The sequence below is a fragment of the Streptomyces sp. Y20 genome (assembly GCF_043195475.1).
Classification (GTDB): domain Bacteria; phylum Actinomycetota; class Actinomycetes; order Streptomycetales; family Streptomycetaceae; genus Streptomyces.
The window spans coordinates 138,209-150,812 of sequence record NZ_JBIDDP010000005.1 but is presented as its reverse complement, the minus strand read 5'-3'; the positions used below and the strand labels follow the sequence as shown (position 1 = coordinate 150,812).

General features: G+C 70.2%; 11 protein-coding genes. All 11 read left to right on the top strand.

What is annotated here, in order from left to right:
• The first annotated feature begins 34 nt into the window (after positions 1-34).
• The 11 genes from ACGFT1_RS14930 (at position 35) to ACGFT1_RS14880 (ending at position 12,466) form a co-directional block, all read left to right on the top strand.
• Positions 35-868 carry a cupin gene (locus ACGFT1_RS14930; protein ID WP_373909369.1) on the top strand — a complete coding sequence of 278 codons (834 nt, stop codon included), beginning with the start codon at positions 35-37 and terminating at the stop codon, positions 866-868.
• Positions 859-1,389: a hypothetical protein gene (locus ACGFT1_RS14925; RefSeq protein ID WP_373909368.1), complete on the top strand. Its 531-nt coding sequence runs from the start codon at positions 859-861 to the stop codon at positions 1,387-1,389. The genes ACGFT1_RS14930 and ACGFT1_RS14925 overlap by 10 nt, the downstream gene beginning before the upstream one ends.
• Before the next feature lie 437 nt (positions 1,390-1,826).
• Positions 1,827-2,501, top strand: a complete 675-nt coding sequence (locus ACGFT1_RS14920) for a hypothetical protein (protein ID WP_373909367.1) — start codon at positions 1,827-1,829, stop codon at positions 2,499-2,501.
• Between the two features lie 90 nt (positions 2,502-2,591).
• The gene (locus ACGFT1_RS14915; protein ID WP_373909366.1) at positions 2,592-3,401 is read left to right on the top strand and encodes a hypothetical protein; all 810 of its coding nucleotides are present in this window, start codon (positions 2,592-2,594) and stop codon (positions 3,399-3,401) included.
• Between the two features lie 7 nt (positions 3,402-3,408).
• Positions 3,409-4,005, top strand: a complete 597-nt coding sequence (locus ACGFT1_RS14910; RefSeq protein WP_373909365.1) for a hypothetical protein — start codon at positions 3,409-3,411, stop codon at positions 4,003-4,005.
• Entirely contained in the window at positions 4,005-4,385 is a 381-nt protein-coding gene (locus ACGFT1_RS14905) for a hypothetical protein (RefSeq protein WP_373909364.1), read from the top strand. Before ACGFT1_RS14910 ends, ACGFT1_RS14905 begins: the two co-directional genes overlap by 1 nt.
• Before the next feature lie 887 nt (positions 4,386-5,272).
• Complete coding sequence (locus tag ACGFT1_RS14900; RefSeq protein WP_373909363.1) at positions 5,273-5,815, top strand: hypothetical protein; 543 nt, start codon at positions 5,273-5,275, stop codon at positions 5,813-5,815.
• Positions 5,816-5,823: 8 nt separating this feature from the next.
• Positions 5,824-6,033: a hypothetical protein gene (locus ACGFT1_RS14895; protein WP_373909362.1), complete on the top strand. Its 210-nt coding sequence runs from the start codon at positions 5,824-5,826 to the stop codon at positions 6,031-6,033.
• A 91-nt stretch (positions 6,034-6,124) separates the two neighbouring features.
• Positions 6,125-10,081, top strand: a complete 3,957-nt coding sequence (locus ACGFT1_RS14890; RefSeq protein ID WP_373909361.1) for a hypothetical protein — start codon at positions 6,125-6,127, stop codon at positions 10,079-10,081.
• A 13-nt stretch (positions 10,082-10,094) separates the two neighbouring features.
• Positions 10,095-11,435 (top strand): hypothetical protein, encoded by a 1,341-nt coding sequence (locus ACGFT1_RS14885; protein ID WP_373909360.1) that lies wholly within the window; start codon positions 10,095-10,097, stop codon positions 11,433-11,435.
• 131 nt (positions 11,436-11,566) lie between these two features.
• Entirely contained in the window at positions 11,567-12,466 is a 900-nt protein-coding gene (locus tag ACGFT1_RS14880) for a hypothetical protein (RefSeq protein ID WP_373909359.1), read from the top strand.
• Positions 12,467-12,604: the final 138 nt, after the last annotated feature.

The window sequence follows — 12,604 nt, the reverse complement described above, 5'->3', positions numbered from 1 at the left end:
GGGCTGCGCCCCGAGATGAGAGGACGCGAGGCAGATGGCAGGGCTCTCCAAGACCGTGGCAGCGATCCGCGGCAACCCCAGTCCTTACGGCCTGCTCGGCGCGTGTGTGGAGGTCGTCGACGTCACCGACCTGCACGAGCTGAACGGGACGCAGATGGTGCCGTTCTCGTGCACGGAGGCGCACACCTGGCAGCGGGACTGCCCGCCCCCCACCGTGCCGAACCCGGTGTCGAAGATATTCGACCGGCCGGGGGTGTGCGAGTTCGACGCGGTGACGGTGTACGCGGGCGCCACCTGCTCCACGTTCGGCATGACGCAGGACGAGGCCATAGCCCATGTGACGGAGACGATCCGCTTGGGCGAGCAGCGCGCCCTGGAGGAGTGGTTCATGGTGAACGCGCTGTGCACCATGGCCGCGTCCAACGACCTCACCCCGGCGGGCGGTGCGCTCCCCGCCGCGCAGGGGGTTGCGGCGCTGGAGGGCTGGCTGGCCGAGCACTACGGCGGCGAGGGCGTTCTCCACGTCCCCGCCGGCGCGGCCGCGCTCCTCGGCTGCTGCAACATCGTCACCCGCACCCGTGCCACCCAGTGCCCGGAGACGCTCATGGGCAACGGCGTCGTCTTCGGCGCCGGCTACGCCACGAACGTGGGCGGCTCGACGTGCGCGCAGGCCCCGGCCGGTGAGGCGTGGGTGTACGTCACCGGGCCCGTCAGGGTGCGGCGCGGCCCGCTCGACATCCTGCCGCCCAGCGAGGCGCAGTCCATCGACACCCGCCTGAACGACCGCTACGTGCTGGCCGAGCGGACGTCCGTCATCGAGACGGCGTGCTGCGAGGCGGCGGCAGTGAGGATTGCGACGTGCTGCTGACGATCAAGGTAAAGCCGGCGCCCGAGCTGCGGCCGGCATTCGCGAACTGGGCGATCGTCCAGTCACCGCGGGTGGACACCTGCTCGCACGTCGATTTCTGCGTGCCCCACGACCTATTCACCCTCGTCCCCGAGGAGTTGTTGATCGGCGCGATCGTGGACGGGCACCGGTACCGGTCACCGCTGGAGGACGAATGGCAGGCCGCGACCGTGCTGGAGCGGGTGGGCGCGGCAGGTGAGCTACTGCACCGGCTGCCCCCGAAGGTGTACCCGCCCGGCGCGACACCCCTGGAGCCCGCCGAGCCCGCCCAGGCCGAACCCGAGCCCGCCCAGGAGCCCGTGGAGAAGGCCCAGTCGGCGCCTGAGGTGCCCCACGTGGCGGCGTCCGAGTCCGCCTCAGCGGCGCCCGAGCTCGTCCAGGAGCCCGCGAAGGCGTCCCCGGCCCCGGAGGTCAAGGCGTCGGCCCGGCGGACTCCTGCGGTGGCCGCGGGCCGCCGCAAGACCAGCCCGAAGAACCGGTAGCTGCCTGGTCCTCATCGAGTACAGCTACGTCAAGGATGGCACGATCGACTCCGTGCGCCTGGTCGCCGCGACCCCCTGCGCCGCCTGCTCCCCGACCGGCACCATCACCACGTGCTCAGCCGGCGTCGAGCAGCCCGCGCAGCTCTGTGACACCGCCCACCGCCGCTACCCGGACATGGTCTGTCGACCAGGACGGCATGCAGGGCCCCGACGGATCCGATCCGCTCGGACCTCGGCGGCCACGCAGACGACGGTGACCGTGCTTCAGGCGTCGGGTGTGCGCTGCTCGGTATCGGTGTGCCCGCGGTTGGCGCCCCAGCGGCGGGCATCACCGTTCACGCCATGGCGATGGCCCCTTACCTCGAACTGTCGATCGCTAGACTGTTGTCGCCGCATGGTTGAGGGCCTGGCTCCTGCGAGTAGAGGAGCTGCGGCCCATGTCCTGCCCCCTGATCGCGAACGCGGATGTGATGCGCGTGACGCGACTCGACCAGTGCGGTCACCCCGTTCCGGGCCCCAACGGGTTCGTTTTCGACTGCTTCAGCAGCCTGGCGATGAACAACAACTCGGACGACGGGGACGATATCGAGTACAAGGCGGCAAATGGCCGCGTGTGTGGGTACCGCAAGGGCTGCCCGACGTTCCGTGGATTTGACCTGGAATTGAATGTTTTCAGCGTCTCCCCGGAGCTGATCGAGATCCTCACCGGCAACCCGGTCTATATGAGCTGGGACGGCAAGCCGATCGGCTTCGACACCTGCTCCATCAAGTGCAGCTCGGGGTTCGCGCTCGAACTGTGGGCCGAGGTCCTCGGTAACGAGTGTGAGGACGGTTCGCAGGGGCAGTGGATCTACTTCCTGCTGCCGTGGGTCGCGAACGGCCTGCTCGGCGACCTGGAAATCGGGTCGGAGGCGGTGACCCTCCAGATCACTGGCTCGACGCGCGCGGGCGGTGCGTGGGATGTCGGCCCGTACAAGGTGCAGCCGACCGACGCCACGGGCACTCCGGGCCCGCTGCTCACCCCGCTGGGCGACCAGTGCCACCGGCGCACGTTCATCACGGCGACCCCGCCGCCGGTGCCGTCGTGTGACTACGCACTCGTCCCGGCCTGACCTGGTGGAGATCGTCCTCGGCCGCTGGACAGCCGCGCCGGCCATGTGCCGCGCGGCTGTCCGGCGCTGCCACGCCCCGCGGAGGCCCTGATGCCGCTTCACCCCACCCCGTGTGAGCCGTGGCCGTTCTCTCCGGGTTGCTGCTCGCTGCCAGAGGACACCCCGCAGGAGAAGATCGACAAATGGCGGCGCGTCGCAACGAACCTGCTCTGGGCTCTGTCCGGCCGGCGTTGGGGGCCGCTGTGCCCGATCACCGTCCGGCCGTGCCGCCGGTCGTGTCTCGACGAGTACGCGGGCACGGTGAGGTGGGGCGGCACCGGCCTGTACGTGCCGTACCTGGGCCGGGATGGGCTGTGGCGGAACGCGTCGACGTGCGGGTGCAAGTCCGACTGCTCGTGCACCGAGTTGTGCGAGGTGCGGCTCGACGGGCCCGTGCACGACATCGTGTCCGTGACCATCGGCGGTGAGGCCCTCGACCCGGCCGCGTACCGGGTGGACAACGGGGACCTCCTCGTCCGCACCGACGGCCGCTGGCCCGACTGCCAGGACATGAGCGCGCCCTGCGGCGAGACCGGGTCGTTCTGCGTGACGTACCGGGTGGGCCTGCCGCTGGACGAGGCGGCCATCGCCGCGTTCTCCGCGCTGGTGTGCCACCTGGTGAAGGGCTGCGGCGGCAGCTCTTGCGGCTGCTCCCTCCAGCGCAACCGCAACGTGTCCCGGGTGTCCCGGCAGGGCGTCGACCTGGAGTTCCAGGACACGACGGCCATGTACGCGGACATGCGGACCGGGCTGCCCGAGGTCGATGCGTGGCTGGTCGCGGTGAACCCCTACCGGCAGCCGTCCGTGTCGCGCGTCTGGTCGGTGGACTACCGCCGGCCTCGCATCACCACCAACCCGTGAGGCTGTGATGGCGTTCAGTCCGCTGGCGATCGACGAGGTCGCCGAGACCGTACTGGCGTGCGTGTGCGCCGCGCTCGACGACGTCGCCCAAGAGGTCGACGGCCACCCCGGTTGCCCGGACTGCCGCAGGTGCGTGGTGCCCGGCATTGCGGCGTGGGACGGCTGCGAGGACCCGTGCACCGGCAGCACGGGCGGGCAGCTGTCGGTGAATGTGACGCGGGTGTACCCGTCGTCGACGACGAGCTTCCCGCAGCAGGACCAGAGCGTTCGGGACGCCCGGAACTGCGCGCCGCCGCCGGTCACCGCGGTGGAGCTGGTCATCACGGTGCTGCGGTGCGCGCCGATCCCCAGCGAGGCGGGCTGCCCGCCGTCGTGCGAGGAGCTGCGGGAGTCGGCGCGCGTGCTGCACGTGGACGCGCTGACGGTTTACAACGCGCTGCTGTGCTGCCTGCCGCACACCGCCCCGTCCGGCCGGCGCGGCCGCCGGTTCGTCCTCGGCCAGCAGCGCACGGTGGGCCCGCAGGGCGGTTGCGTCGGCATCGAGCAGACGGTGACGGTGGCGTTGCCGCCGTGCCTGCCCTGTGACCCCGTGGAAGGCCCGTGATGAGTGCTGAGGTGAGGATCGAGCCCGGGCGGATCGCCCGGTTCCTGCGGCTGCGGAACGGGCGGGTGGAGCGCAAGCTGCGCGAGCGCACCGAGCGGATCGCGAGGATCGCCGCGCAGGAGGCGCCCGGGTCGATGGGCCGTTACATCGACTGGGAGATCCAGCAGGGGCCCCGCGGGCTTGAAGGCGTCATCCACTCCCGGCACCACGCGACGCTCTTCGTCCTGCACGGCTCGAGGCCCCACCTCATCCGCCCTCGCCGGCGCGGCGGGGTACTCCGCTTCGAGGTCGGCGGCGAGGTCGTCTACACGCGGCTGGTCAGACATCCTGGCAGCAGGCCGAACAACTTCTTGGGTCGTGCCCTCCGAATGGGTCGATGATCAGGCGTTGACCGCCAACTCGCTATTCGGCGCCACCTGTGTGCGGGGGTAGGGGGAGCAGATCCGCTTACCGATCTCTCACCCTCACGTCTTCCTCAGAACCGTGGCGCAAGATCATCTGCGGGTCATACGGTCGACTTCGGCGCGCCACCGACGTACGACCCGACCCACCTCGACACCGGGTCGATGCACCGGTACCCGTGGCTGCACTTCTACCAGCACGCCGACGGCACCGAGTACGAGACCGACGGCATGTAGGTCGCACGCATGTGCTTGGGAGCCTGCGGGTTCCCCAGGCTCTGACTCCAGGGGAAATGTGATGAAAAGGACCGTTCTTGCTGTAGCGGGGCTGTGGTTCATCATCGGGGCAGGGTTGGCGTCCGCACGGCACTGGCCCGCTCACCTGGTCGCGCTGCTAGGGCTGGTCATGATTGTCTCGGCCGCTGCGGGACGTGAGGTGTGGGCACGACGGGGGCTGTGGGGCGCCGTCTTCATCTCCGCAATTCTTGGGCTGACGTGGTGCATCGCTGAGCTGGCACGTGCCAGCGGGCAGCATCTGAGCGTGGAGAACCCGGGAGCGGTGGGAGCGTATGTCCTGGGGCTGGGTGTCCCCGCCGCCGTGGTGCTGTGGGTGCTGCGTCGCTCTGGCCAGCCCCGCTGAAGCCCTTCCGGCCTGCGTAGTACCGGGAACCTCAGCGTCGCCGCCCTCTCCGGAAGTTCCGACGCCGCTTGCCATCAGGTCTTCTCGCAGCGCGCGTAAGCACGACCACTCGATTCAAGGGAACGGCCCCGCACGCTGGTGCGGGGCCGTTCTGCTGTGCGACTACCCTCATGGGTGCTGACTGGTTGAGGGCCGGGCGACGGAGCGGGAGACAAGGACATGACCCGTGCGGAAGACGATCGCGCTCAACACTGAACCCCACGTCATTGCGGTAGGCCCCCACGAGCTGGAGTTCCTCCCCGAGGTGTACGGCGCCGAGTTCATCGACGCCTACGAGGAACTCCAGGAGGCGCAGGCGGCGAAGGGCGTCGACCTGGAGGACCTGGAGGCCGCCGACCCGGCGTCGCTGCGGAAGACGATCCGCGCGGTGCGGGTGTTCCTGGCCCGGCAGATGCTCCCCGACTCGGCGGAGCGATTCCTGCGCCTGGATGTCATCGTGGACGGCAACGTGCTGGAGTCGTTCCAGGACGCCGACGAGGCTGCGGCGTTCGCCGCCGAGCACCCGGGCGCGCAGGTGCAGGACGCGCTGCGGCTGCCGGTCCGCGTGGTCGCGGAGATGCTGGAAGTCGTCGTCGAGCTGTACGGCGCGGGCGGTGGGAACCGCCCTACTGGGTCGTCTTCCGCCTCGTCGAGCAGGCCGCGGCCTGGTGGGACGCGTGGGACGGGTCCCTCGCCCTCCAGGGCGTCAACCCGCACGAGTGGCCGCTGAAGCGGCTGTTGAACGCTGTCGAGGCCCAGTTGGACGCGGGCGCGAAGGACGACAGCGAGCGGGCGCGGAGGCGGGCGGAGCTGTGGGCGCCACCGAAGAACGCCCGGGCCCGCGCGGGTGCGGCCAGCCGGCCTCGGCCTGCGGCGATGCAGGCCAGCGATGCGCAGGCGCTGATGGCTGCACTGGCTGGTGAGGACGCACGGCTGATGGGCCGCTAGCGGATAATCGGAGGATCGGCCGCCCCGGGCCTGTCGGGGCGGCCACGCTGACTGGTTCAGGGCCGGGCAACAACGCGGAAGCGGGGTTGCCTTGGCCGGCGAGGATGAGGACTTCGGGTCCGCTCACATCACGATCGACCTCGATGACACTCGGGTCGTCGCCGATGCGCGGCAGCTCGGGCAGCGGATCCAGGACGCGCTGAACCGGGCGACGAACGGCATCGCCCGGAGCATCCGGAACAACATCCAGAACAGCCTGCGCTCGCTGTCGGTGTCGATCCGGGTCGACCCGGACCTGTCCCGGTTCGATGCGCAGCTGCTGAACGGGCTCGCCGGGATCGACGGGATCAATATCCCGGTCGCGCCGGACGTCAGCTTTTTCATGGAGCGGCTGCGGGCCGCTCTCGCCGACGAAGAGGTGTCGATCCGGGTCGTTCCTGACCTGAGCGACCTCGACAACCGAATACGCGGCCACCGCGGGCCTGACGTCCGGGTGAACGCGGACGTCGACACGGACCGGTTCACGCGGTCGCTGGCCGGTCTGAGCCGGATCGCGCTCGGCATCGGCGGCGCCCTCGCCTCGGGCCTGAAGCTCGGGGCGATGGGCATCGCGGCGGCCGGCGCCGCCCAGGGCGTCGCGGCGCTAGTCGGGGCGCTCGCCCCCGCGGTCGGGATCGTCGCGGCGGCCCCGGCCGCGTTCCTGGGCCTGAAGGCGGCCATCGGGACGCTGAAGGTGGCGCTCCTCGGAGTCGGTGACGCGTTCACCGCGGCCCTGACCGGCTCCTCGAAGGAGTTCGAGGCGTCGCTGAAGGAACTGGCCCCGGCAGCGAGGTCGGCAGCCCAGGAGGTGCGGCAGCTCAAACCGGTGCTGGACTCCCTGAAGTCGAGCGTCCAGCAGGCGTTTTTCAAACCGCTCAAGGGTGACATCACCGCGGCGGCGACCGCGCTGAAGGGGCCGCTGAAGAGCGGGATGACGGTCGTGTCCGGCGAGTTCGGACGGCTGGCGTCGTCGGTGCTCGGGTTCGCGAAGTCGACGGCGGCGGTCAGGGTCGTCCGCGGCGTTTTCGCCGGGCTGAAGACCGAGATAGCCGGGGTCAAGTCCGACAGCGTCGAGCGGCTGCTGACGTCGATCGCGAAGTTCACGACGTCGACGCTGCCCGGGTTCAAGGGGTTGGGCGGCGCGGTCGACGGCGTCGCCAACAAGATCGCCGGGTTCCTCGAGCGCGCCACGGCGGCGGGCGACGGGCTGCGGTGGATCCAGAACGCGCTGACGGTGTTCCGGCAGCTCGGCGGGATTGTCCAGAACGTCGGCTCCATCCTGGGCAGCGTCTTCAAGGCCGCCGGCGATGTCGGCGGCGGGCTGCTGGCGAACATCCAGCAAGTCACCGGGCAGATCGCGGCGTTCCTGAAGAGCGCCGCCGGTCAGTCGGCGGCCGGGAACATCTTCGCGACCGTCGCGACCATCGCGCGGCAGCTGGGGCCGATCCTCGCGGCGCTGGTGACGCAGATCGGGCAGATTGCGCCCGCTCTCGCCCCGGTCTTCGCGACCCTGGGTCCGGCGATCACCGGCCTGATCACCGCGCTGGGGCCGGCGCTCGCGGCGATCGCGCCGAGCCTTCAGGGCGTGGCGAAGTCCCTCGCTGCCGCCTTCGAGGTCATCGGTCCGAGCCTCGGCCCGGTCGGTGAGGCAGTCGGCCAGGTGATCACCGCGCTGGCGCCGCTGCTGCCGCTCGTCGGCCGGGTCGTGGCCGTCCTGGCGACGGCGCTTGCCCCCGTGCTGTCGGCGCTCGCGCAGGCGTTCGAGCCGATCATCGAGGAGATCGTCGCCGCGCTCATGCCGGTGCTGCCGCCCCTGGCGGACGCCTTCGTGCAGCTCGTCACCGCGCTGACGCCACTCGCGGCCGGCATCGGGCAGGCGATCGCTCAGGTCTTCGCGGTCCTCGCACCGGTCCTCGCGCAGGTCGCGCAGGTCGTCGCGCAGGTCGCGGTCGCGTTGGTGCCGCTGGTCACCGCGCTGACGGACGCGCTGCTGCCCGTCCTGCCGCCGCTGGTCGAAGCGTTCTCGGCGGTCCTCCAGGCGATCGTCCCGATTTTGCCGCCGATCGCGAACCTCGTCGTCGCCTTGGCCCCGCTGCTGGTGACGATCACGAACCTGCTGGCCCCCGTCCTTCAGGTCGCTGCGGCGTTCGTGTCGTGGACGGCGATCAACGTCGTCGTGCCGATCATCCAGGGGGTCGCGGGTGTCCTGACCGGCCTGGCCGCCGCGCTGACGTCGGTCGTCACGTTCGTCACGAATTTGCCGTCGCTGATCACGTCCGGGCTGTCGACGCTGGGCTCCCTGATCGCCGCGGCGTTCACCGCGGTGGTCGCGTTCTTCCAGCAGCTCCCCGGCATGATCATGGCTGCCTTGCAGGCGCTGCCGGGGCTGCTGGCCTCGTTCTTCCACGCGACGCTGCAAGGTCTCGGGACGGTCATCGGCACGGCCATCGGCCTGGTCATCCTGCTGTTCACCCGCGTGCCGGGGATGATCGTGAACGCCCTGTCGTCGTTGGGCTCGCGGCTGGCTGGGCTGTTCACCTCGGCGTGGTCCTCCGCGCGAAGCGCGGTGTCGTCGGGTGTGTCGTCGGTTGTCTCGTTCTTCTCCCAGCTGCCGGGCCGGGCCGTTTCCGCGATCTCGTCGCTGCCGGGCCGGGCGGCATCGGTACTGCGGTCGGCCGGCTCGCAGATGCTCGGCGCCGCCCGTTCCAGTGGCGGGCAGGTCACGTCGTTCTTCTCGGGGCTGCCGGGCAGGATCCGGGGCGCCCTGGCCGGCGCCGGGTCGGCGCTCATCGGTGTGGGGCGGGACCTGGTCCGAGGCCTGATCAACGGCGTCAGGGCCATGGCTGGGCAGGTCGCGTCGGCGGCGAAGGAAGTGGTGTCCTCTGCGATCAGCGCCGCGAAGAACGTCCTCAAGATCGGTTCGCCGTCGAAGGTGTTCATCCAGATCGGTCGGGACACCGGCAAGGGCTTCGTCATCGGTCTCACCGGCACGGTGGACCAGATCCGGGCGACCACGCAGAAGATCGCCCAGGAGATCACCCAGGCGTTCAAGGGCAAGAAGACCACGCTGGACGACCGGCTGCTGAAGCTGATCGGGGACGGCAACAAGAAGCTGGTGTCGTTGGCGAACCAGAGGGACGCCATCGCGAAGAAGATCGCCGAGGCGAAGAAGTTCGCGTCGGACACCGCGGCGTCGGCGCTCCAGTCGTTCAGCCTTCAGAACCTCACCCAGGGCGGGGTCTCCAAGTTCAACATCCTGGAGGGCCTCGACACTGCTTTGGCCCAGGTCAAGCGGTTCACGAAGCAGATCGATGACCTGAAGAAGCGCGGCCTGCGGAAGGACCTGCTGGGGCAGGTCATCGCGCTGGGACCGCAGCAGGGCGCCCAGCTCGCCTCGTTCCTGTCGTCGCAGTCGACCGGCGCGCTCAAGCAGATCAACAGCGCTCAGAAGAAGCTGGCGGACGCCACGAACGCCTTGGGCAAGCACGCGGCCGATGAGCTGTTCGACTCCGGCAAGCAGGCCAGCAAGGGCTTCTTGGCGGGCCTGAAGGCGCAGCAGAAGGACATCGAGGCCCTCATGGTCTCGATCGCGAAGTCGATGCAGAAGGCCATCCGGCAGGCCCTCGGTATCAAGTCGCCGTCGACGGTGTTCGCGAAGATCGGTGACCTGACCGGCCTGGGTCTTCAGGAGGGTTTCCTCGGCCGCCTCGGTGACCTGGTGTCCTCGGCGCGGTCGTCGGCCCGCAGCCTCAGCCGCGCGGTCAGTGAGCCGCTCGCCGACCTGGCCGGCACGGTGTCCGGGCCGGTGGTTCAGCCGACGCTCGGCGCTTTCGCCGGCACCGGCCTGGCCGCGGCCGCGTCCGGGCCGCGCGGTTTCGCCGGTCCGGGCGCCGCGCGCGCCCCGTTCGGGACGTCGATGACGGCGAACATCACCGTCCAGGCGGCCAACGACCCGGAGGAGACAGCGCGCGTGGTTCTGCGGCGTCTCGCGATGGCGAACCTGACGTGAGAGAGGTGTTCTCGTGCTCCCTGATTTCGTGAGTGTGGGCGGTGTGGAGGTGGTCAACCACGCCCGGCTCCGCGCCTACCTGAATTCGGTCGGCTCGCCGCTGACCAGCGGGGCCGAGATATGCAGCTGCGAGACGCTCACCGCGGCCGTGCTCGACCCGGACGGGCAGCCGTACACCACGCCGGACGATCCGCTGACCCCGGCCGAGTGGTACGACCCGGACGCCCCGGAGAGCGTCGAGTTCGCCGGTGTGCTGCTGCTCAGCGTGGACGGCGTCGACGACTTCCCCGTGGAGCGGTCGGTGAGCACGGCGGTCACCGGGGGCGGCTCGGTCGGTCCGGCGCGGGTGCAGCCACGGCAGATGACGTTCACGGCGATCCTGCTCGGGGCGACGTGCTGCGGCGTGGAGTACGGGTTGCAGTTCCTCAAGGCGGCGTTGCAGGGCTGCACGGGGTCGCAGTGCGGCGGGGACTGCGTCGAGATGTACGCGTGCTGTCCCGGGAGGGAGATGACCCGGGAGGAGTTCAACGCCGCGCACCGGCGGACGTTCCGTCGGGGAGCGTTGACGTCGGGCCCGAAGGTGACCGGCCGGAACGGAGATGGAGCGTGCGCGGGCGGCACCTGCTCCATGGGTGCCGACATCATCCAGGTCGAATGGACGATGACGGCGGCGGCCCCGTTCGCGTACACGGACGCGGTGGAGCTCCTGGACGTGCTCCTGCCCACTGACACCGACGGCCGGTGCATCCAGTGGTGCATCCACAGCAACCGGCTTCCGCCGTGGGTGCCGCAGTGCACCGACTGCCGTCTCAAGCCGTGCCAGGACAGCCAGGACGGGTGCGGTGACCCGGGCTGCGCCACCGCGGCGCCGCCGGTGCCGACGGCGCCCGTGACGTGCTTCTGCGAGGCGCTCGCCGTCAACTCCGCCGCGTACGCCATCGACTTGTCCGGCCGGCCCAGCTGGATGGATGACGTGCCGCTCATTAGCGTGTACGCGGGCAGCAGCGACCTGCGGCGGCTGACCGTCAGCTTGTTCCAGAAGACGAGCGCGGACGAGGGCCTGACGTGCGAGGAGATCGCCGAGAAGAAGCGGTGCGAGCCTTACGCGCAGTGGACGGTCTCGTACCTGGCGGCCGGGTCGGAGATCGTCCTCGACGGTCAGACGAGCCGGGCCGCGGTCTACTGCGGCGGTGACTGCTCGTCGGCGACCACGGTCGCCGGCCGAGAGGGCGCCCCGGCGTCGTGGCCCGCCCTGGACTGCGCCGAGTACTGCCTACTGGTGGAGACGGACGCCTTCGAGCCGCCCGCAGCGGACGCGCGCCTGTCGTTCGCCGTGTCGGGCCGAGCCCTGTGATGGCCGGCCTCGGATGCGACGCAACGTACTCGGCGTTCATCACGGACCGCGGCGGGGCGATCCTCACGCAGGCCCAGACGGTCACGAAGGTGGAGTGGTCCCGCGTCCTGAGCGACGCCTCCACTGCCAGCGTGGTGATTGAACCCGACGTGGACTGCTGCGGCGTCCTCGGTGACATGCGTGCCATGCGGCACTGGCTACACGTCTACCGCAACGACCGCTACGTGTGGGGTGGCCAGATCCTCCAGCCGACGTGGGGGGTGGGCACAGTGCAGGTCCCGGCGGCCGACATCGTGTCCGTGCTGAACCGGCGGGTGCCGCACGAGACCAGGACGTTCACGAACACCGATCTGACGGACATCGCCGAGTGGCTCATCGAGGATGCCATGGCCCCGGACGACCCGGGGCACAGCGTGCACGTGCTCGCGGAGTCGGGCATCCTCGGTTCCCGCGAGTACAGGGATTCCATCGGGCAGAGCGGCGACCATCTGCGGGACCTCGCGGACACCGGCCTCGACTTCACCGCGTTCGGGGAGACGCTGCTGCTGATGCCGGACGACTGGAGTGCCAGCGTCGGCACGGTCACCGATGCGGATCTACCCGATGGGCTCAACGTCGCCGAGGACGGCTCGGCGCTCGTGACCAAGTGGAACGTGTACGGCGACGACGAGTCGGGGATCGTGGGGACAGCCGGCGGGGTGCACCCGTACTACGGGTTGGTCGAGCGGTCGGTTCAGGACACCAGCATCAGAGATCAGGCGTCGGCGGATGCGTCGGCGCAGGCGCGGCTCAATGCTTCACTTCTGGTCCCTGTCTACATCGACAGCCGAGAGGTCACGCTGTCTCCGGAGGCGGGCGTGGACATCGCGCGTCTGGTGCCGGGATGGTGCGTGGACGTCACGACTACAGCGACGTGCCGGAACATCTCCCAGCGCATGAAGATCACCGGCTTGAGCGTGTCGGCGGACGGTACAGGTGAGCAGGTGAAGGTCCAGTTCGGGCCCGTGAGTACCTCGGAGGTGGAGGACTGATGGCGTATCGACCGGCGACGAGGCTGATCCCGGACAATCCACTCGCGGGAGTGCTGCGTGAGGCCCAGCGGGCGGGGAAGCAGGCGGGGCCGCGCGGTCGGCAGGGCGAGCAGGGGCCGCGCGGCCCCGAGGGCCTGC

Bases quoted from the DNA above. Each gene is read 5' to 3' on its own strand.
- ACGFT1_RS14930 (WP_373909369.1), top strand. From the start codon at position 35: ATGGCAGGGCTCTCCAAGACCGTGGCAGCGATCCGCGGCAACCCCAGT.
- ACGFT1_RS14920 (WP_373909367.1), top strand. From the start codon at position 1,827: ATGTCCTGCCCCCTGATCGCGAACGCGGATGTGATGCGCGTGACGCGA.
- ACGFT1_RS14915 (WP_373909366.1), top strand. From the start codon at position 2,592: ATGCCGCTTCACCCCACCCCGTGTGAGCCGTGGCCGTTCTCTCCGGGT.
- ACGFT1_RS14910 (WP_373909365.1), top strand. From the start codon at position 3,409: ATGGCGTTCAGTCCGCTGGCGATCGACGAGGTCGCCGAGACCGTACTG.
- ACGFT1_RS14905 (WP_373909364.1), top strand. From the start codon at position 4,005: ATGAGTGCTGAGGTGAGGATCGAGCCCGGGCGGATCGCCCGGTTCCTG.